The 18964-nt window shown below is 59.2% G+C and carries 18 protein-coding genes, 1 tRNA gene and 2 pseudogenes; 5 read left to right on the top strand and 16 right to left on the bottom strand.

What is annotated here, in order from left to right:
• The 6 genes and pseudogenes from TX78_RS13380 to TX78_RS11990 form a co-directional block, all read right to left on the bottom strand.
• A pseudogene (locus tag TX78_RS13380) lies at positions 1-203 on the bottom strand (DDE-type integrase/transposase/recombinase); the annotation flags it as partial.
• A gap of 106 nt (positions 204-309) precedes the next feature.
• Positions 310-1737: a group II intron reverse transcriptase/maturase gene (gene ltrA / locus TX78_RS12010; RefSeq protein WP_044496537.1), complete on the bottom strand. Its 1428-nt coding sequence runs from the start codon at positions 1735-1737 to the stop codon at positions 310-312.
• A gap of 542 nt (positions 1738-2279) precedes the next feature.
• Positions 2280-2708, bottom strand: a complete 429-nt coding sequence (locus tag TX78_RS14015; RefSeq protein WP_049897909.1) for a hypothetical protein — start codon at positions 2706-2708, stop codon at positions 2280-2282.
• Between the two features lie 29 nt (positions 2709-2737).
• The gene (locus TX78_RS12000) at positions 2738-3046 is read right to left on the bottom strand and encodes a transposase (protein WP_044496534.1); all 309 of its coding nucleotides are present in this window, start codon (positions 3044-3046) and stop codon (positions 2738-2740) included.
• Between the two features lie 33 nt (positions 3047-3079).
• Positions 3080-3292 carry a hypothetical protein gene (locus tag TX78_RS11995; protein WP_044496533.1) on the bottom strand — a complete coding sequence of 71 codons (213 nt, stop codon included), beginning with the start codon at positions 3290-3292 and terminating at the stop codon, positions 3080-3082.
• 243 nt (positions 3293-3535) lie between these two features.
• Positions 3536-3733, bottom strand: a complete 198-nt coding sequence (locus TX78_RS11990) for a hypothetical protein (protein WP_044496532.1) — start codon at positions 3731-3733, stop codon at positions 3536-3538.
• Here TX78_RS11990 and TX78_RS11985 point away from each other — a divergent pair.
• Positions 3728-4387: a helix-turn-helix domain-containing protein gene (locus tag TX78_RS11985; protein WP_044496531.1), complete on the top strand. Its 660-nt coding sequence runs from the start codon at positions 3728-3730 to the stop codon at positions 4385-4387. The two genes, TX78_RS11990 and TX78_RS11985, sit on opposite strands and share 6 nt — an antisense overlap.
• A 23-nt stretch (positions 4388-4410) precedes the next feature.
• Here the strand turns inward: TX78_RS11985 and TX78_RS14550 are convergent, their stop codons facing one another.
• Positions 4411-5037 carry a CHAT domain-containing protein gene (locus TX78_RS14550; protein WP_324603330.1) on the bottom strand — a complete coding sequence of 209 codons (627 nt, stop codon included), beginning with the start codon at positions 5035-5037 and terminating at the stop codon, positions 4411-4413.
• Positions 5038-5450: 413 nt separating this feature from the next.
• On the opposite strand from TX78_RS14550, the gene TX78_RS11970 reads away from it, so the two are divergent.
• Positions 5451-6697 (top strand): IS3 family transposase gene (locus TX78_RS11970; protein WP_101750651.1). Its coding sequence is split into 2 segments (ribosomal slippage): positions 5451-5748 and positions 5748-6697, totalling 1248 coding nucleotides; the frame shifts between segments, so codons are not numbered across the junction.
• A gap of 58 nt (positions 6698-6755) precedes the next feature.
• Here the strand turns inward: TX78_RS11970 and TX78_RS14660 are convergent.
• The 4 genes and pseudogenes from TX78_RS14660 to TX78_RS11955 form a co-directional block, all read right to left on the bottom strand.
• A pseudogene (locus TX78_RS14660) lies at positions 6756-7742 on the bottom strand (AAA family ATPase); the annotation flags it as partial.
• Positions 7739-10684, bottom strand: a complete 2946-nt coding sequence (locus TX78_RS11965) for a restriction endonuclease (RefSeq protein WP_044496528.1) — start codon at positions 10682-10684, stop codon at positions 7739-7741. The gene TX78_RS11965 and the pseudogene TX78_RS14660, both read right to left, overlap by 4 nt.
• 10 nt (positions 10685-10694) lie before the next feature.
• Positions 10695-12674 (bottom strand): site-specific DNA-methyltransferase, encoded by a 1980-nt coding sequence (locus tag TX78_RS11960; RefSeq protein WP_044496526.1) that lies wholly within the window; start codon positions 12672-12674, stop codon positions 10695-10697.
• Between the two features lie 48 nt (positions 12675-12722).
• Positions 12723-15590, bottom strand: coding sequence for an SNF2-related protein (locus TX78_RS11955; protein ID WP_044496525.1), 2868 nt, complete (start codon positions 15588-15590; stop codon positions 12723-12725).
• Between the two features lie 343 nt (positions 15591-15933).
• On the opposite strand from TX78_RS11955, the gene TX78_RS11950 reads away from it, so the two are divergent.
• The 3 genes from TX78_RS11950 to TX78_RS11940 are packed head-to-tail and all read left to right on the top strand — an operon-like array spanning position 15934 to position 16754.
• Entirely contained in the window at positions 15934-16167 is a 234-nt protein-coding gene (locus tag TX78_RS11950) for a DUF2188 domain-containing protein (protein ID WP_044496524.1), read from the top strand.
• Between the two features lie 17 nt (positions 16168-16184).
• The gene (locus TX78_RS11945; protein WP_049897908.1) at positions 16185-16466 is read left to right on the top strand and encodes a hypothetical protein; all 282 of its coding nucleotides are present in this window, start codon (positions 16185-16187) and stop codon (positions 16464-16466) included.
• Between the two features lie 42 nt (positions 16467-16508).
• Positions 16509-16754, top strand: coding sequence for a transposase (locus TX78_RS11940; protein ID WP_049897906.1), 246 nt, complete (start codon positions 16509-16511; stop codon positions 16752-16754).
• A 6-nt stretch (positions 16755-16760) separates the two neighbouring features.
• Here the strand turns inward: TX78_RS11940 and TX78_RS13860 are convergent, their stop codons facing one another.
• The 5 genes from TX78_RS13860 to TX78_RS14445 all read right to left on the bottom strand — a co-directional run.
• Positions 16761-17165 carry a hypothetical protein gene (locus TX78_RS13860; RefSeq protein WP_147640499.1) on the bottom strand — a complete coding sequence of 135 codons (405 nt, stop codon included), beginning with the start codon at positions 17163-17165 and terminating at the stop codon, positions 16761-16763.
• A 447-nt stretch (positions 17166-17612) separates the two neighbouring features.
• Positions 17613-17688: transfer RNA gene (locus tag TX78_RS11930), tRNA-Arg, on the bottom strand.
• A 70-nt stretch (positions 17689-17758) separates the two neighbouring features.
• Positions 17759-18079 (bottom strand): antibiotic biosynthesis monooxygenase family protein, encoded by a 321-nt coding sequence (locus TX78_RS11925; protein ID WP_044496521.1) that lies wholly within the window; start codon positions 18077-18079, stop codon positions 17759-17761.
• A 4-nt stretch (positions 18080-18083) separates the two neighbouring features.
• Entirely contained in the window at positions 18084-18788 is a 705-nt protein-coding gene (locus TX78_RS11920) for a GntR family transcriptional regulator (RefSeq protein ID WP_044496519.1), read from the bottom strand.
• A partial coding sequence (locus TX78_RS14445) for a gamma-glutamyltransferase (RefSeq protein ID WP_044496518.1) occupies positions 18785-18964 on the bottom strand: 180 nt, incomplete at its 5' end. The genes TX78_RS14445 and TX78_RS11920, both read right to left, overlap by 4 nt.

Raw genomic sequence — 18964 nt, 5'->3', positions numbered from 1 at the left:
ATTACGGCTTGCGACCCTCGGTCCGAGTGCAGAATGCATCCGGCCACATTGGTAGCCCCACGGCGGGCCACCGCGCTGTTGATCGCCCGCACCGCCAGTGAAGACTTCATCCTTGAGTCGATCGCGTAGCCGACGATCCGGCGTGAGCAGACGTCCTTGATCGCACACAGATACAGCTTGCCCTCACCGGTGTGGTGTTCGGTGTAGGGTCGGCCAGCAGCGCCCTGCCAGTCTTTGAACTGGTGGGTTTCTGCTGGCCGCCCTCCGAACCGGACGTGCCCATTCCTGAGCATCCGGCTCTCCATGTGCTCATGCCAAGGCGTTCGTCCATGGTGTGGGAATGCGGGTTCCTCGATACCGGTAGCGGGCCACGGTGACCTGCTGGCATCGGAAGAACTCGATTCCTTGGTCGCGGATCTGCCAGCCGGGCAGATGACGACGTACCAGGGTGCGCATGTTCAGTTTCGGGTGTCGTTTCTTCAACCAGCCGACGATCCGCCAGAAGGCGAAGTGGTCGATGTAGCTGAAGAGGTGTTTCACGACGCCGTGTTGAAAGTATGTGCACCAACCCCGCAATGCCGGGTTTAACCGGCGCAGCAGGTCGGCGAGTGTTCGATGAGATGCCCGGCGGGTCAGCGTCCGCACCTTGTCCTTGATGGAAGCCAGGGACTTCCATGACGGGTAGGTGTAGATCGCGGTTTTCCCGCCATGACCTCTGATTCGGCGGCGCTGGATGTGCCACCCGAGGAAGTCGAACCCGGTGTCTATGTGCGTGACCATCGTCTTCTCGACCGACAGGCGTAAACCCATCGGCGCGAGCACTGCAGCGACTTCGTCCCAGAGCGCTTCGGCATCAGCGTGGGTGCCACGGACGAGGACAACGAAGTCGTCCGCGTAGCGGACCATCTTCATCGTCGCGCCCCCAGCGCGTTGATACTTCGTGCGCGACCATTGCGGTCCGAGCGCATCCCACTTGCGTTGGAAATGCTCGTCCACCACGGACAGGGCGATATTTGCCAGCAACGGCGACAGAATCCCGCCTTGCGGGGTACCGGTGAACGTGTCCCTGTTCACACCGTCCTCACTGAGGACTCCCGCTTTCAGGAAACCGCGGGTCAGACGCAATACACGTTTGTCGGTGATGCGACCGCGGACACGCTGCATGAGCGCGTCGTGGTCGATCTCGTCGAAACACGCGGTGATGTCCGCTTCAAATACCTCCACGTAACCACGTGAGGCGTAGTAGTGGATCTCCGCGATCGCGTCCTGCGCCCGACGGCGCGGCCGAAACCCATACGAGGACGGCACAAAGTCCGCCTCGAAAATCGGTTCCAGCACCAGTTTCAGGGAGGCCTGAACGATCCGGTCCGTCATCGTCGGAATCCCCAAGCTACGGACCTTGCCGTTGCCCTTCGGGATCGACTTCTGACGCACCCGTTCCGGGACGAACTCGCCGTTCTTGACGCTCTCGCGCAGATCGGCGAGCATCCCCGACACTCGGTCCGGGGTGACGGATCGCGGCGCGATCCCATCGACTCCAGCAGTGCGGCCTCCCTTGTTTCCCGCCACCCGATTCCACGCCGCGGCGAGGAACGCGGGGTCATAGACCAGATTGAACACATCATCGAAACGACGAGCAGGATCGCCCGTCGCCCATCGGTGCAGTTTCGTCTGCATAGTCAGTACCCGCGCCCACGCCTCCGATGTGTCGGCAGGCCACGGAACATCCGCATTCACGGCTGTGCCTCCTTTTCTGCTTCTGTCACTGCGATCACACTGGACCCCTTCGCCATGTGACCGGCTTTCCCGGCCTCGGACTACTACAGGCCCTCCGCCCCACCCCGGCCCGATCAGCAGACCGTGCACTCGGCCGAGGAAATCGTCGCTGGCTGCGACGGTGCCCCGGCGGAACCGGGATGGTTCCCACGTTCACTTTTCGAACCTTTCGACGGGATCGGCACCCAGTTATGCCCCAGCATCCTCGCCACGACTACGCCGCAGGCATTCACCGTGGCCTCCCGACCGGCGACATCACCCAGCCCAGGAGTTCTCCCCACCACCGAAGCGGCGAGGGTGCGCGATGCAACTCGACCCACATCCACCAGGTTGGAGTCGGTGGTCTTCAATTGAGGGGCTTTCAGCCACTGGTTCCTATCCGTATGCCTCTCCGTCTCGCTAGCCGAGCCCGCACCATCTGGCAGTACTGATACGACTCGTCGTTGTCGAGGACTGCTCCACCCGCCGCATTCACGCCAACACGGCAGATCGTCCTCCAGCTATCACACGCCTGCTGCGACAGACGCGAAGCGGTGTCCTTTCACCACCGCAAGGTTCAGAAGCGCCTCGTGGCGCTCGATATCGGTCAGCCAGACCTGGTTCGGGGCATCGGCGTGGAAGTTCCGCTGCACCCGGTCGTCGTGGACTGGTGGGCCTGGGCGGGTGCCTTTGCCCCGGCGCTTACGGCTGATCACAGAAGCAACACCCTGGGCGTTGCACAACCGCCACGCAGTCCTGGTGGCCATCCGGTAACCAGCCTCTTCGGCCTCATCAGCGAGGTATCGATACCCGAACTCAGGGTCCTCCCGGTGAGCATCAATCAGCGCGTTGAGCCGGTGAGCCTCATCCCACTCCTGATCCGTCACGGGGCTGGCCAGCCACCGGTAATAGGGCTGGCGGGCGATCTTCAGTACCCGGCACGTCACCGCCACAGGAACACCATCGGTGGCGGCGAGATCACCTACGAGCGGGTAGAGCCTTTTGACGGCAGATTCGCCTGCGAGAGATACGCCGCTGCCCGGCGCAGCACCAGGTTCTCCTGCTCGAGCAGCCGGTTACGCCGACGCAGCTCACGCAGCTCGTTCTTTTGCTCGCTGGTGCGGCCTTCGCGTTCACCGGCATCAGTGGCGTCCTGTCGCATCCAGTTCGTCAGGGTCGCGTAGCTGATCCCGAAATCAGCAGCGATCTGCTTCAGGCTCACACCGGCCTCGCGGTTCTTCGCGACCGCGACAACATCCTCCCGGAACTCCACCGGGTACTTTCCTGCCATAGAGACATCCTCTCCTGCCCAGCACCAGCGGTGCTAAACATCAGATGTCACCTGTTCCTGCATCAGCCCCTTGTTCCCGCGCCTTTGGATCCAGCTGATCGCCCGTTCGTTACCGGGCTTTGAGGCGGGAAACTGAGCGCTATCGATGACCGCGCCGGTGCGAGTCTGGATCAGACAGTAGGTGTGGGTCCGTGCATGGGTGTCGACACCGACGACGTAGTCGAAAGCTTCAACGACGGAAACCATAATCATCCTCCAAGGACATAGAGCGGATAAGGTCAGCCCGGCTCGTGGGGTCGCTCAGAGTCCACATCTGTAATGAGTCACAACCACTGTTTCCTCGGGGGTCGGACAGGCTTCTAATCAAGGCATCTGCGCGCAGAAGCCGAGCTCAGCCCAGTGCGGACACGTCATTTTCAAGACACCCCTTGAACGCTTCATGAGGGTCGGAAATACCCGGGGTCACGCACTGAGACTGAACTCAGCATCTCAGCCGGCCACAGGCTGGCCAATACCCATTACAGAAGTACCCGCTCGTATGCGATCTGGCCGCCTGCCCAGGAAGCCGAGAAGATCATCACCGTCGCCCTGGATCTGGCCGAGGACTGCGGCAAGGCCTACCGCCACGCGCGCGAGCATCTGAAGCGCGAACTCAATAAGACCTTCTTCACCAAGATTCTGGTGCATGAGACCGACCAGCCAGGAGACTTCGAGCTAGAGGGCCAGCTGGAGCCGCCATTAGATGTGCTATTTAGCGCCGAGACTCGCAAGGCTGTGGCCGAGATCCAGAAGGCCGAGAAGAGCCAGCCCAGGAACAAAAACAAAGCGCCGACCCCTGGGGATCGGCGCTTGGATTCATCTGTAGCGGCGGCACCCGAACGCACTATTACGTCGAATATCACGCTTATGGTGCGCCTCTCGGGCTGCGATGCGATAAAAGTCCGTCAAATCCAGGGGTCAGTCCAAGCGGCTACCAAGGTCAAGCAGAAGTATAGCCATATCGCCTACACCCCTACGAAGCCGCAGCTACCGCAGAAGAAGCAACGGGGCCGACGCCCGCGTAGCTTCACGCCTGCCGAGACGAAGGAGCTGATCCAGGATTACCAGGGCGGGGTGTCGGTCAGGGCCATCAGCGAGAAGTTCGGCTGCTCACGGTCCACCATTCAGCGAATTCTCCAGGTGAACGACATCCCGCGGCGAACGCCAGACCTGACACCCGAGCAGGCAGAGGCCATGCGGAAGCGCCGCGCGGAGGGCGCGACCTACGCCCAACTGGTCAAGGAGTTCAAGGTCAGTAAGCGCACGATCTCGAAGTACACGGCATCGCGGCGAAACCTATAGAACAACAGAAGAGTGCTCAGCGTCTATTCTGCGGGCTTCACGAGTACCGCACTTGAGGGGTCAACCCCTTCGGATGTGGCCAGAGTTGGCAAATCGTGTCCCTCCAGACCGGCAAGTTCTAACGCGGCTTGGCCCGAAGCATGTGCCGCACGCACAGACTGGCCATTGGCAACTGCGGCGTAAAACTGAGCAGCATAAACGATTGCGTCTCCATCATCGATACTGTCGGACATGCCGATAGCCAAAGGGACTATCTCCTGAACGAGCTGATCTATCTGCCCCGCAGACTTGCAAGCATTAAGAAGTACCAGAAGTGGAGGATCATCGGTTGCAGCTATAGCCCGAACAAAGGCCTGGGCCGGAACTGGGTGGCCACGATGGTGATTGTCCTGCTCGCGTTCGAACACGATAAGGTCCTCGTTGCTGTGCCCTGAGAAGTGGACAACATGAGGACGGAATTTTGTAATTCCGTCGAGCAAGTCCTCAGTAGTCGCGGCTGGCCTGACATCGAGCTCAACAAGATCCCGGTGGAGTGCGGACTCGACTGCGGACCGGATCCGCTTTTGCTCCCGACCAACTCGCAAATCGCCCTCGGAAGCTGATCCAAGAAGCAGAATCCGAAGCTTCTCGGGCTTCGGGGCACGGAGCATAGTCATCACCTCGCCTACGGCCTGTTCAGCTCGAGCCAACCGCCCCTCAGATTCAGCGCGTTCGGCTACTTCTCGGCGTTGAGCCAGCGCGGCTTCTTTCTTCTGCCTCCTTGCAGCTGCTCCAGCCTCAGAAGCTTCTGCACGCGTCAGTTGCTTTTGCTTGTCGGTTTCTTGTCTCGCGTAGTCTGAAGCCCTCTTCTGCCACTTACTGGCCTCTTTGCCCGCAGTAGCTGCCTCTTTGTCTCGCTGATCAGCCCGCCTTAGCTTCATTTTTATGGTCGAGGCATTCTTAGACCGTCCGGCTTCTTGCCGAGCCTTATCTGCCTCGGCGCGCTTCTTGGATTCTTTGGTCCTGTACTCTCTGAACCGTACTGGGTTTGGTTCCGTCCTATTTGATTCAGGAGGATTGGACCATGACCAGCACTAGGACGGGGTATACCTCGGAGTTCAAGCAGCGTGCTCTGAGGATGATGGAGGACCATCGGCGTATTGAGGAGTCATCTCGGTGGAGCGCGGCTGCAGCAGTCGGTGAGAAGCTCGGTGTTTCGCCGCATACGTTGAATAACTGGGCGAAGCAGGCCCGCCGGGACGCCGGCGAGGAGTCTGGGGCCACCAGTCAGGAACTCGCTGAGCTCACACGGTTGCGTCGCGAGGTCAGGGAACTCAAACGCGCTAATGAGATCCTCAAGAGCGCTTCGGCGTTTTTCGCCGCGGAGCTCGACCGTCCCACCACGAGATGATCCGCTACATCGATGCACACAAGGATCGTTTCGGGGTCGAGCGCATCTGCCGCGTCCTCAGCGAAGCAGAAGGTGGGTTCATCACCTCTCGCGGCTACCGGGCAGCCAAGACCAGGGTCCGCTCGGCCAGAGACCTCAAAGACGACATGCTGATCCCTGAGATCCAGCGCATCTACGCGGAGAATTACAGCGTCTACGGGGTGCGGAAGATGTGGCACGCGATGCGCCGAGAAGGCTGGGACATCGGCCGGGACCAGACCTACCGTCTGATGCGCAAAGCCGGGATCACAGGAGCCGTGCGGGGCCGGAAACCTCGCACCACGGTCCCTGCCCCGGTGCCGGATCATCGTCCTGATTTGGTGGAGCGCAACTTCAAAGCACCCGCACCTGGGGTGCTGTGGGTAGCTGACATCACCTACGTCAGAACGTCGGCGGGGTTCGTCTACACCGCCTTTGTGATCGATGCTTACTCCCGCAGGATCGTGGGCTGGGCGACCAGGTCTTCGATGACCACCGAAGCGCTCTCCTTAGAAGCATTGGAACATGCTCTGGCCACCGCCAGAAGGCAGAAGAACGTCGGACTGGTTCATCACAGCGACCGCGGAGGTCAGTATGTCGCGGTGGCCTACACCGAGAAGCTCACCGATCACGGGATCCACCCATCGGTGGGATCCATCGGGGATTCGTATGACAATGCACTAGCCGAGACCATCAACGGGTTGTACAAAACTGAGTTGATCTACTCCCAGCCGGCGTGGCGGTCCCTGACAGAGGTGGAATTCGCCACGATGAATTGGGTGCACTGGTGGAACACTGCCCGACTGCACGAACACCTGGGCCACCAGACCCCCGCCGAAGTGGAGGCGGCCTACTATGAACACCAGCGGGAGGAACTTCCCGCATCAGAAAAACGGAACTGAACCCAGTACGGTTCATAGCCAGGCAAATAACTCCTTGGTCGCCCGCCGTGCCTGATTCCGCCAGAACCTGCAGCGCAGATACGAGAAGTGTTCGTTGAAATCCATGCCCTTGGTTCTCAACGGGGGTTTGATCTTCACCATCTAACACAGACACTGAGAAAGTCGTGCGCGGCGCTTTGAGCTCCACCTCCGACGGGGTGACCCTTACTTCGCGGTCCGGTGCGTAAGTGTGAACAACCTCGTTCAACTGTGTGGTGAGTCCTTTGAGTTGATCATTGAACTTTTCCCTGTAGACCTCTTGTTGCTTCTGGCGACTCTCTTCGACAATCTTGGCGATATCCTCATCTGCAGCGGTGCGGTCCACGGATCTCTCTAGGATGCGCCCGATAATGCTCGACTTTCCATCTGTGGACTCTTCGCTTGCTCGAAGGTCAGCCGTCACTAGGACGAAGTCGAAAAGTCCACTCATCTTGCCGCCACTGTTAAACCCGAAGAAGTTGGTCTCGAGGGCCTCGCTGACATCTTCAAGTTGCTCGACGTGGTTGGCTTCCCATTCCGTCATTGCCTGCTCGATGGCAGGCCCTGTCACGGCCGAGGGAAGTTCCAGGTCTGACCGCTCAGATCGCAATGCACTGTAGAGCTTCTTTTTCTCAGCAACTTTGGACTCAGCCTTAATCGGCGTGAAGTCTGGGTACCCCTTGGCGTTAGCGGAAAGAATCTCCTCACCGTTCGATGCACGGTGGATCTTCCAGGCCGTGAATGTGGTCGTCCCTTCGGTTACGTACTTACCCAGTGCCTCGCGGTCTGTATCTGTGAGATCGGTGAAGGTTACTTGGACTGAAATGTCCTCATCTATGACGCCGAACGAGTAGTCCGCCTCCGTGAGTTCTTGTCCTTTGCCGCGATTGAAGAACCAGTCCAGAGCTCTAAGTACTGTTGACTTGCCGACGCCATTGGGGCCGATGAACGTGGTGACTGAGTCGAACTCAATCTGCGCGTCCTTAAGCGCCCGAAAGTTCTTGATTCTTACCGACTTGATCCTCACAGATTCCACCCGTCTGGACTTGATTTGGCGTAGTCGACGCCGATGGCGGCGAAGTGCTTCTTAGCTGAGTCGATCTTGGCCTGCTCGGTCGGGCGCAGCTGGTTAGCGTCGCTGGTGCTCTTGGTTTCGCGGATCATGTAGAGCTTCTGCTGGCCGTCCTCGACCTTCACGATCGCCCAGTCCGGGTTGTACGGCCCGACAGGGGTGTCGATCTTGAACTTGTCGGGCAGCTTCATGAACAGGCGAATGTCCTCGCGGGAGTCCAGCATCTCGGCGAACTGCCGCTCCACGCTCGAGTCGTAGACGACATAGTCGAAGTCGGTCTTCTGCTGGTTCTTGACCTCGTACATCTGGTCGATGAAGCGGTCCTTCTCCTTCGTGCCATCTTCCTGAAGCTCGCGCAGTTCGTAGACGCTTCCGGCAATCGGCTCGTACTGGATACCTTCGACCACGATCTTCGACAGCTCAGTGGTGATGCATCGCTTGACCATCTGAATGTAGTCGTTCGGGTTGGAGATGAACTCGCCCAGCCGCCGTGACTGCACCAGAATGTCGATGATCGTCTTCCGGGTCAGCGACGTTGCCTCTTGAAGCTCGGAGATGATATCCGGCAGGTCGTACCCACCTCGCAGGTCTGCCTGGCGGCTACTGAGTTCCTGGCCTTTCGCGCCACCGCGGAGGATCTGCACTCCGGCCTTGGTGACCTGGATGCGTAGCGGCTGAATCTCGGTTTCCTTGCTGATTGCGGCCACGGCGTTGCGGATCAGTTCATCTCGCTGGACCTCCACGCGGTAGGTGGTGCGCCGCGAGATCGCGTCCCAGAAGTCCTGGAACTCCTCGCTCATATACAGCTGCTTGTTCAGCTTCCGGGGTCGGCGGTTCTTCCGAGGCTTGACCACGTTCTCCAGCTTGCACTTATTCACCGCAGCGATCACCGGTTGCTCGGCCCAGGCGAAGTCCGCGTTGAAGCCGAGGGTGAAGCCCTCGTTCTGCGGCGCGAAGTTCGCCAGCACCTTGCCGTCCTTGTCCAGGAACCCGCGCTGGACCAGGTGCTCCCAAATAGAGGCAGACCTCTGGAAGCCAATACCGCGTTCATCGGGTGCCTCGGGGTGGATGATCTTTGAGAACTCGCCCTTGCGCACGAACCCGATCTGAACACCGGCCTTGGCGTAGTCCTGCTGCAGGCTCTTGGCGAACTGCTGGTAAGACTCATTGGCGATCACAGTCAGCTGCGCGATGCCGCGGTCGCTGATGCGCTCACCCCTGTAATTCACCGGCAGGCGCAGGCCGCGCCCGATGGTCTGGCGACGCTCGGTCTCGGCACCCATCTCGCGCAGGGTGCAGATCTGGAAGACATTCGGGTTGTCCCAACCCTCACGCAGGGCAGAGTGGGAGAAGATGAACCGCACTGGCTCGTCCTGGCTGAGCAACCGCGCCTTATCGCGCATGATCAGGTCGTAAGAATCGTCATCTGCTTTGGTTGAGCCGGAGGTGTCCTTGTACTCTACGGAGTTCTTCTTCCGGATGGCAGAGAAGTATGCCCGACGCAACTCAGTTGGATCCTGGGGCAGGAGCTCCTGGTAAATCGGTGACTTATCGCGTTCCTCGCGGAACAGCTCATCGAACCACTGGGCGAACTGCCCGTCCGCGTCATCATTACTGGTGCCATCGCCCATGTAGCTGGCGACCTTGTCGATGAAGAACAGGCTCAGCACCTTCACACCTTGTTCGCGCAGGATCATTTCCTTGCGCAGGTGCTCACGGATGGTCTCGCGAATCATCTCGCGGTAGATCGCCTGGGCGTTACCGCCGATCTCCTCGCCGAGCTGGAGCATCCCGTGGTTGGTCAGCTCGATGAAGGCCGGTTCGAGGCTGATCTCATTGACGCGCCAATTGTTTTCATACGCCGAGTTGTCGGTAACTGTGGCCAAGTCCTGGTTCTGCCGCACCCACTTCTCGGTACGCGCCAGAGAACCGTCTTTCTTCCGTACAGAGAGTTCGAGCTTGGCTTCCCATCGCGGCTCACGCCGCACGTCCACCAGCTTGATGTACGGAGTAGCGTCCGAACCATGCTGCGTGGTCTCGGCCACCACGATCTGCTTCACCAGGTTCAGGTCATGCGCATCCACCGGGTCCAGCCGGTAGATGACATTGCGCTGCTTGCGGTGAGTAGCGGAGTAGCGAAGCGTGCAGGTCGGATCGAGCTCACCGATCGCGCTTTGGGAGAGCAGGGACTCCATGTTCTGGGGCTCATCCATGACCACCACAGGCCGCGTGGCCTTCAAGTAATCGATAGGCCGCAGCCCGTTGAGCTTGTCCCGCTCCTGATGAATGATGCGGGTGTTCTTATCGCCACGCACAGAGTCAATGGTCATCACCATGATCTGCACGTTCGTGGAGGTCGCGAACGACTGCACTTCCTCCGCAGTCTGGCCGCTATACACAGACGCATCGAACGGCAGCGCCGGGTAGAGCTTCCGGAAGTGCTCGCGCATCAGCTCAATGCTGGTGTTGACGCCCTCACGGATCGCCACGCTCGGCACCAGGATGACGAACTTGCTGAAGTTGTACCGCTGGGCGAGCTCGAAGATCGTGCGCAGGTAGACGTAGGTCTTACCAGTTCCGGTTTCCATCTCAATATCGAAGTCCAGCGCACCATCAGCAAGGTCCTCGGAGACCAGCAGACCATTTCGGTCCTGTACCTCTTGGAGATTCTTCAGCACCGAGTCATGGTCGAGTACCAGGTTGTTACCGACAGCGCCGACTTCCTGGCGCAAATCGAGGTCCAGCGATGCCTGAGATTCGGAATCTGTCTCCGGCATCCGTCCCTGGAGTCGCGTAGCGAGCTTCTCCGCATCCTGCGGCTGACCATCGAACAGATCAACCACGGAGTTGATCGCGTCGAGCTGGTAGGGCAGGTCGTCTTGGAACTTGAACTTCATTGCCAGCCCCTTACGCCGTCCACAGCTCAATGCCCTTGGACTTACACAGCTGCGCCAAGTTCGTCTTCAGCTGGTCGTCGCCCTGGAAGGCATCCTCCAGGATCACGATCTGCGCCTCGGCCGCATCGACCAATGCTCGCAGCCCTTCCAGTGACGGCTTCTGGTGCTCATTCAGGTACGCCAGCAGACCGTAGTCGCCCTCATCATCCTTAACGCCGTGGATCTCCAGCCCAGCAACGTCGAATACGTCGACTTGCTCGGTCAGTGAGTATCCGCGCTTCAGCAGAAGCTCTGTCAGCAAAGCCTCTTGTGATGCCTGATCGTCAGCGCTCTCACGCAAGCTAAGCAGGTGCTGCTCAAGTTCTGTTTCCGCAACATCGCTGGTGAGACGCCATTTGGCAAAGTTAGTGTCGGCGAGTCGGAAGCTCCGAAAGCCGAGGTCAATACTCACACCCCGGTTCTCCAGGTTCTCCCGGTAGTCCTCACGGATCTTCCCTGCGGCCAGTGAGATGCGTTTGCGGGATATATCGGCAATCGTGCGGAACCCAGCCTTATGTGCCTCATCCTTTTCGTCCAGCGGTTCTGGGAGCTGCACCTGGATGTGTCTGCGTGACTGGCCATCCTGAGCGTTCAACTGCATAACAGCATGTGCTGTCGTGGCTGAACCAGAAAAGAAGTCCAAAACGATGTCATCACCAGAAACTCCGACTGCCTGAATAAACTGAGCCAGGAGGTCTACGTTTTTAGGATTCGTGAAGTACGATCCACCCAACAAGGTCTTCAGCGCATTTGAGGACACACGGCCATCTTTGAATTTGATGCTGGTTAAGCTCTGAGTTTCGTTATCACGGAGATAGACCTTGTTATTAGGAACCGTGGTTTCATCCTTGCCAAACTTCACAAGACCCTGCTCAATCCGCTTGAGCATGGTTGGCTCGGGGTATCGCCAACCACTGGCGGGTTCTTTAACAGGCTTATTGGTTACAGGATGAATTACATCGTAGCGGTACTGACCATAATTCGGTCCAGCGATATTTTGAGGTGAATAGACACCTTTCTCATCCATCCATGAGTAATGCTTGCTAGCATAGATCGGATTTGACTCGTTGAATCCTCCGAACCACTTCAAAGCCTCGGCATGGATAGTGTCCCAATCTGTGCCGTATTTACGGTGCAGTTCATCAAACTTCTTGTAAATGGCATCCAGGCCTTCTTTGTGCTCTACCCACTGACCTTTATTGAAGTTCTTGCTCCGCACCCACACAAGGAAGTACTCATGCTGAACCGAGACATAGTCCTGGTCGTTCTTACTGCTGTTCTTCCAGATGATCTGCCCTGCGAAGTTCCCTTCGCCAAACACCTCATTACCGAGCTTCTTTAGGTTGTCGACTTCATGGTCGTCAATGGATATGAAGATGACTCCGTCGTCAGTCAATAAGTTCCGCGCGAGCTTCAGTCGCGGATACATCATGTTCAGCCAGTTCGAGTGGTAGCGCCCAGCCTGGTCACTGTTGGTGCTGATCTTCTTGCCGCCCTCGTCCACCTGCTTGGTGAACTCCAGATAGGACTTCAGGCCCTCCTGGTAGTTGTCCGGGTACACGAAGTCCTTGCCGGTGTTGTACGGCGGATCGATGTAGATCATCTTGATCTTGCCGTGGTAGTGCCTCTGCAAGATCTTCAGGACCTCGAGGTTGTCGCCCTCGATAAAAACGTTCTGGGTGGTATCCCAGTCCTTGCTGTTCTCCTTGTCCGGCACCAGGGTCGCCGTGGTCGGCTCCTGTGCCGCACGGAGGGCGCGCTTCTTGCCTGGCCAGAACAGGCCGAAGCGTTCGCGGGTATCAGCTGCGTCGCCGTTGAGCAGCTCCTCTAGCTTCTTGGTGTCAATCTTGCCGTCGGCTACCGCCTCGGGTACCAGGTCTGCCAGCTTCTCGGCCAGCTCGGTGCGGAAGTCTGGCGTAGTGCCTGGAATTTTATTCAGTTCGTCATGCATATATTTTCATCTTTCTGAATATATATTAACAATTCTCTAAGTTTGTGGCTAGGGTTCTATGCGCCAGCGGATGCTGAACAGGTGGTCGATGGACTGAGTGCCTTGCAAGGCTTGCTCGATGAGTTCGAGGTATTCGTCGGCCTGTTCGCGCAGGCGGCGGCGTTCCACTCGGAAATCGTCCTCGGCCTCGTGAATCCGCTGACCCCATTTGCGGGCGTTCTTCTTGTGTTTGAGCTGCTCGGCAGGGTCGTCCGAGTTCTTGGCGAGCTTGCGGGCTTCCCTCTCTTTGGCCTCGTACTCGCGCAGCTTGGCGTTGTATTCGGCGCGCTTGTCCTGGATCTGGCGGTCGAGGACTTCCTCCTGCTGGTTGTAGTACTGCGCGTTCCGGCCCTGAACCTCGTGTTCGAGTTCTGCTTTGCGTTCATCGAGTTTCTTTGTGAACCGTGAAGTGTCGATCTGGACGTCACTGCCGATGTTTGTGCAGGTGAGGTCGAGCAGGTCAGCGACGTGTTCTTCGTCGATCCAGTCGCCATTGTCGGTGTAGCCACCTGCCAGGATGTAGGACTCGGAGATGTCCTGCTCGCCCGCGGTCATACTGAAGGTCACCAGGTTCACGGTCAGTTCACCTGACTCTCCAGCTAGGCTCTTTGCGCCACTGGTGACGCGCTCGGATTCGCTGAGGCTGAAGGTCAGTTCACGCGCCGGTGTATCTGCGGCCTGGGCAGTATCGATGACGTGCTCGGCCAGCGGACTGGCGTAGCGGTACTGGTGTCCGTTCTCCAGCGGTTTGGACTTGAAGAAGTACTGCCCAGTCGGCACATCAGCAACCGGGGCGGAGCGCAGGATGAACTGCCGTCCATCCCCATGGAAGTCCGCATAGTTCTGGAGCTGGTGGCGGGTCAGTGCCAGCAAGAGACGCTCGAACTTGTTCAGCACCTCACCCGATTGGGCATCGTAGGCCTTCAGTCGATCCTGAACGTGCGGGTCGAGGTTGTCGAAGACCTTGGCTTTGGCGCTGGCCATCTCCTGCGAGATCTCGGAAGCGTACTGCTGCTCCAGCTGCTTGAAGGCTGCGTCGATCTCCGCGGCGGTGCGGTGACGGTTGAGAATATCGGAGATCTTCTTCTCGAAGTCCAGGCCGTCCTCGATAGCACCGAGCACCTCGTCGCTAGCACCGAAGACGCTCTCGAACAGGTGGAACTTGGTCTCCAACAGCTCCAGGATGCGCTGCTCGGCGACGTTGCCCTTATTGGAGAAGTTGACCACGACCACGTTGTGCTTCTGCCCGAAGCGGTGCACACGCCCAATGCGCTGCTCCACGCGCTGCGGATTCCACGGCAGGTCATAGTTGACCAGCATCGAGCAGAACTGCAGGTTGATACCTTCTGCTGCCGCTTCGGTAGCGATCATGATGGTGCCCTGATCGCGGAAGTAGTCCACCAGCGCCTTGCGCCGATCCATTGCCGGGATACCGGTGACCATGTCGGACTCGCGGTGACGCTTCAGCCAGTCCTGATAGATCCGAGTGGCCTCCGGTGAATCGTTTGTGCCGTTAAACAGCACCAGCCCCTCGCCGCGGCCGTTCTCCTGGAGCGTGTGGGCCACGTACTCCTGGGTCTTGGTGCTGTCAGTGAAGATGATCGCTTTCTCGGGTGCCCCAATCTCGCGCAGCTTGGCGAAACCCTGATCCAGCGCGTCGCCCAGCTTGACCGCCTTCTGGTTGACCGTGATCGAGCGAGCCAGTGCAGCGTAGTCGCGTAGCTCTTGGACCTCCGCACGGATCGCCTTGGTGATCGACTGGTCATTCGGATCGAAGCGATCTTCTCGACGAGTCTCTTCGGCTTCTTCCAATTCATCACTGGTGAGATCGTCGTCGACGAACAGACCGCCGCGGCCATCACGGCGCTGGCCGGTCGCCAACTCATCCGACAGCCGGTTGGCAATGTTCTCCAGAGTACTCGCCACAGCATAGGTCGAAGACCCCAGGCGCTTACGGATAATCAGGGCACTCAGGTGCCGCTGGGAACCAGCAAAGGCGAATAGTTCATCGCGCTGGAGATAGTCGTTGACCAGCTCGTAGAGCCGCTGTTCTTCTGCCGACGGGGTGAACTCCACCGTCAGCGGCATGCGCTTGGTGAAACGAATGTACTTCTGCGCATCCCGACGCAGCGTGCGCTTGGAGAGCGCGGCCACGCGGGCAACCAGGTCATCATCGCCGGTGAAGTCGCGGTTCTTGATGTACCGCTCGCGGAAGGCATCCAGCGAGGTGAAGTAATTCGGGTCAAAGACCGAGACCAGCCCGTAAAGCTCCTCCAGCCGGTTCTGCAACGGCGTCGCCGTCAGTAACACTGTCTTCGTCGCGCCGCGCACGACGCTGGAGACGGCGTCGGCGATCTTGGCCTTGCTGGTGTAGTGATTGCGCAGCCGATGCGCCTCATCGGCAACCACCAGATCCCAGTGCCGCAGCAGCGCATCCTGGTGACGCAACACGAACTCGTAGGAGCAGATGATGATCTCCGCCCGAGACGTGTTGGCCTCAGCCAGCAGAGCATCTTTGTTCCTGCTGTCGGCCACTTGGGCCGGGAGCAGGAACTTCTCGTACAGCTCCTGCTTCCACTGCTGACGGAGACTCGACGGCGCAACTATCAGCACCCGGCGCTTACGCTCCGCCCAGAACTGCGAGATGACAATCCCAGCCTCGATGGTCTTCCCGAGGCCAACCTCATCCGCCAGCACCACTCCCTTGAGGACCGGCGTCTGCAGCGCGAAGAGCGCGGCATCGATCTGATGCGGCTTGGGCTCCACCTGCGCGTCAAAGAGCAGCCCCGCCAGCTTGCCGACATGGTCATTGGCATAGCTGCGCTGGAGCTCGTGGGCGAAATACTTCGCCTGATACTCAGTGAGCCGACTGCTCATACGGTTGTGCGTCTCCCTCACCCGCAGGTGTGTTACGTGATTCGTGATCCACACTACCGGCGACCACCGACACGGCGACGCGCACCGCACCGAGATGGCCTGGAGTTGGATCCTCGCAGAGCGGGAGCTGACAAGCTCAGAACCGCCTCTGCAAGCTGTCTGCATTATCTCACAACTAGCCACTGTCGAGAAGAGCCAGAACAGGACATGGGCACAACATATAGTGCTCGTGCGCTGATTTAGCCACAATATCTTGCGACACGCGCTCGATGACACTTTCGATGTCCGACCCTGTCTCTACGCTTGAAGTAGCAGCATCAGGGCCAACGAAAGGAGAGCTGCTATGGCAAAGGCCGATTACACCGTTTATAGGGACGGAGACGACTGGGTAGCGAAAGGCGTGGGCAATCAGCGCGCTTCTGCTCGGACCAGCACTCAGCAGGCTGCCTACGACAAGGCGTGGGGCTACTCGAACAATGCTGGAGGTGGAGAAGTGACCATCGCGGGAGTTGACGGGAAGTTCCGTGCCAAGCACACCATTCCGCCCGCCAAGGATCCCCGAAATATCCGGGGCTGACCGAGAGGAGGCCAATCATGGCCAAGATGAAGCTGGACTTCAATGAGAAGGCGTTCCGCCGTGAAATTGAAAAGCAAACCCGTGGCGCTCTCCAGGATGAAACCCGCAAGATGCAGCGAGAGATGGACCAGTTCACCTCTCAGCACGCAGGTCTGCCTGTAGAGCAGATCAAGCCTGCTCTGAAGCAGATGTGGGAACGCGACGGCGGTAGCCTCACAGACCCAGAACTCACCGAGTATGCCGAGATTATTAGCGAGGGAGGCCAGATCAACTTCCAGCTGGGAGACTACCGCTGGTAGCTACTACCTCCACCGCGAGTTGTCATGCGGCAGAATAGCCGCATGGTTCGCTACTCCGACGACTTCCGGCGCGAGGTCATCGCAGCTGCGCGGCAGAGCCACGAGCCGCGATCCCATGTTGCCCGGAAGTTCGGCATCTCGCCTGCGACGCTGAACAATTGGCTCAGCGAGTTCTACGCCGAGAACCCAGAGGAGCTCGAGGCCGATAACGCCCGGCTACGCGAAGAGCACGCCCGGCTACGCGAAGAGCAGGAGAAACTGCGCAAGCAACTACCTTGGCTCCGCTGAACCTCGCTACGTATTGACCCAGTCCTTCCATCCGTCGCTGGTGAAGATCGTTCGGTTCGGGCTTCTAGCTCCTGCTATCGATAAACCTCCGGCTTCGCACATCCCTGTGGTCCAGCCACTGCCCGGCAGACCATCTGGAACCTCGAACTCGCCTGTTCCCGGTGTGCCGTGTCGAAAGGCCACACCTGATCGGCTCCGGGCCATCAGCACATAGTCTTCCGAGTCTGGTGGGTGGCAATAGGTGATCTTTTCTTCTTCGTCGAGATGATTGACGTGTAGCGCGACATGGGATCGGTCTGAGACTCGGATCGGGCCAATCTCTTCCGTCAGCCGAATCATGTCGCTGTCTCCGCGGGGAAGAACTCCAAACTGCGCGCGATACAGCTCGATCTGCGTGGCGATCTGCCGCAAGTCCTGTCATTCGTGGTTGTTATTGACGCTTGCCTTCGGGCGGTGGGGCGAGTCCGGCCCGCCTGGAGAGTCGTCTGAAGTCTCTGGAAGCTGATGCCGAAGAGGCCGAGAAGATCATCACCGTCGCCCTGGACCTGGCCGAGGACTGCGGCAACGCCTACCGCCACGCACCCGAGCAGCTGAAACGCGAACTCAATAAGACCTTCTTCACCAAGATCCTGGTGCACGAGACCGATCAGCCAGGAGACTTCGAGCTAGAGGGTCAACTGGAGCCACCATTCGACGTGCTCTTCAGCGCAGAGGCCCGCAAGGCCGTGGCCGAGATACAGAAGGCCGATCAGAGCCAGCCTAGGAGCAAAAACAAAGCGCCGACCCCTGAGGATCGGCGCTCGGATTCATCTATGTCAGCGGTACCCGAAGCCTCTATTACGTCGAGTATCACGCCTATGGTGCCCCCGGCAGGATTCGAACCTGCGGCCTTTGGTACCGGAAACCAACGCTCTATCCCCTGAGCTACGGAGGCGGGGGTCAGCCCGTGAGCTGACCGATATAGGTTACCAGCACCGGTGGCTGGAACCTAGTTGGACACGATGTCAGCCAGTGACCGAGACCGTGTAGCTCCATAGTTCAGCAGACATGCCCACAGGCTTCTGACGAGGTTCGGCGGTGTCGCCGTCATTGCTTCCGTGGGACTTCTGGAATTGCTGAGAGTTGCGCCAGTTCTCGAAGTCATCCACCGATTCCCAGCGGGTGATGACCAGCCAGGTGTTGCGACCATCTGTGGGCTGCAGCAGCTCATATCCCAGGAACCCGGCGGTGCCGTCCATCGAGTCATGACGGGCGGCGAAGCGCTTGCCGAGTTCATCGCCTGAACCCTCCGGGACAGTGATGGCATTGATCTTGATAACGCTCATGGATTCAGTCTCTCACCTCTGCCGAAAAACCAGCTTGCTTCGCTCCCATGTGCTTAAAGTATGACTCCTTCGACTTCCGCACATGCCCGCTCATCAGCGCCGCAGCACGCAGTGGATCCCCTGCATCGATGGCCGAGAGAATCTGATGGTGCTCCGCCCACGCCTGGCCGCCACGCTGAGTGAGATTCACCGAATACAGCCATTCGATGCGGCCAGAGATCTGCTCCAGCAGTGACGCCAGCGTCGGGCTGCCGCTGAGCTCAGCCACCAGCTGATGGAAACGCATATTCAGCGCAGCCAGTTCCCTGAAGTCACCACTGGAGACTGCCGCTTCGCCAGCAATCAGCACCTGGCTCAGCTGATCGCGCAGCTGCTGGAATCCGGCGCCCCCTCCCCCGGCGCTGGCAATATTCCGGGAACGCTCAGTTGCCCGCCGCGCCGTCGCACCTTCTAGCTCAATGCGAATCGCGAAGAGATCTGCCGCATCGTCATCAGGCACAGCAGCCACCCTCGCCCCCGCGTAGGGGCGAATCTCCACCAGCCCCTCAGCTGCCAGGGCCCGCAGCGATTCCCGAACCGGGATCCGCGAGACCTGATAGCGCTCCGCCAGCAGTGCTTCTGTCAGTCGCGAGCCGGCGGGGAGTTCTGAGTTGATGATGTCTGCCCGGATCTGTTTGGTCACAGTCCCGGAACGAGAATCGCGAGTCATCGTCCTGCTGCGTAGCCCTGCGCCTGGCGCGGGTTCGCAGCGGCCTGCAGCCGCCCAGTAGCCGGGTCACGGGTCACGCAGGAGAGCCGACCCAGCGTCCAGTCGCCCGCGCGAGTGATGCGGTGCCCGCGGTGCTCCAGCCCGGAGATGACCTCCTCTCCCAACCGGTCCTCGAC

The sequence above is a fragment of the Nesterenkonia massiliensis genome (genome assembly GCF_000455245.1).
Classification (GTDB): domain Bacteria; phylum Actinomycetota; class Actinomycetes; order Actinomycetales; family Micrococcaceae; genus Nesterenkonia; species Nesterenkonia rhizosphaerae.
The sequence above is the reverse complement of the archived record's forward strand: the minus strand, read 5'-3'. Positions and strand labels throughout refer to the sequence as shown.

Coding starts and splice junctions, on each gene's coding strand:
- TX78_RS11960 (WP_044496526.1), bottom strand. CDS start 12,674: ATGCATGACGAACTGAATAAAATTCCAGGCACTACGCCAGACTTCCGC.
- TX78_RS11950 (WP_044496524.1), top strand. CDS start 15,934: ATGGCAAAGGCCGATTACACCGTTTATAGGGACGGAGACGACTGGGTA.
- TX78_RS11925 (WP_044496521.1), bottom strand. CDS start 18,079: ATGAGCGTTATCAAGATCAATGCCATCACTGTCCCGGAGGGTTCAGGC.
- TX78_RS12000 (WP_044496534.1), bottom strand. CDS start 3,046: ATGGCAGGAAAGTACCCGGTGGAGTTCCGGGAGGATGTTGTCGCGGTC.
- TX78_RS11955 (WP_044496525.1), bottom strand. CDS start 15,590: ATGAGCAGTCGGCTCACTGAGTATCAGGCGAAGTATTTCGCCCACGAG.
- TX78_RS11995 (WP_044496533.1), bottom strand. CDS start 3,292: ATGGTTTCCGTCGTTGAAGCTTTCGACTACGTCGTCGGTGTCGACACC.
- TX78_RS14550 (WP_324603330.1), bottom strand. CDS start 5,037: ATGCTCCGTGCCCCGAAGCCCGAGAAGCTTCGGATTCTGCTTCTTGGA.
- TX78_RS11990 (WP_044496532.1), bottom strand. CDS start 3,733: ATGCACCAGAATCTTGGTGAAGAAGGTCTTATTGAGTTCGCGCTTCAG.
- TX78_RS11920 (WP_044496519.1), bottom strand. CDS start 18,788: ATGACTCGCGATTCTCGTTCCGGGACTGTGACCAAACAGATCCGGGCA.
- TX78_RS11940 (WP_049897906.1), top strand. CDS start 16,509: ATGGTTCGCTACTCCGACGACTTCCGGCGCGAGGTCATCGCAGCTGCG.
- TX78_RS11945 (WP_049897908.1), top strand. CDS start 16,185: ATGGCCAAGATGAAGCTGGACTTCAATGAGAAGGCGTTCCGCCGTGAA.
- TX78_RS11965 (WP_044496528.1), bottom strand. CDS start 10,684: ATGAAGTTCAAGTTCCAAGACGACCTGCCCTACCAGCTCGACGCGATC.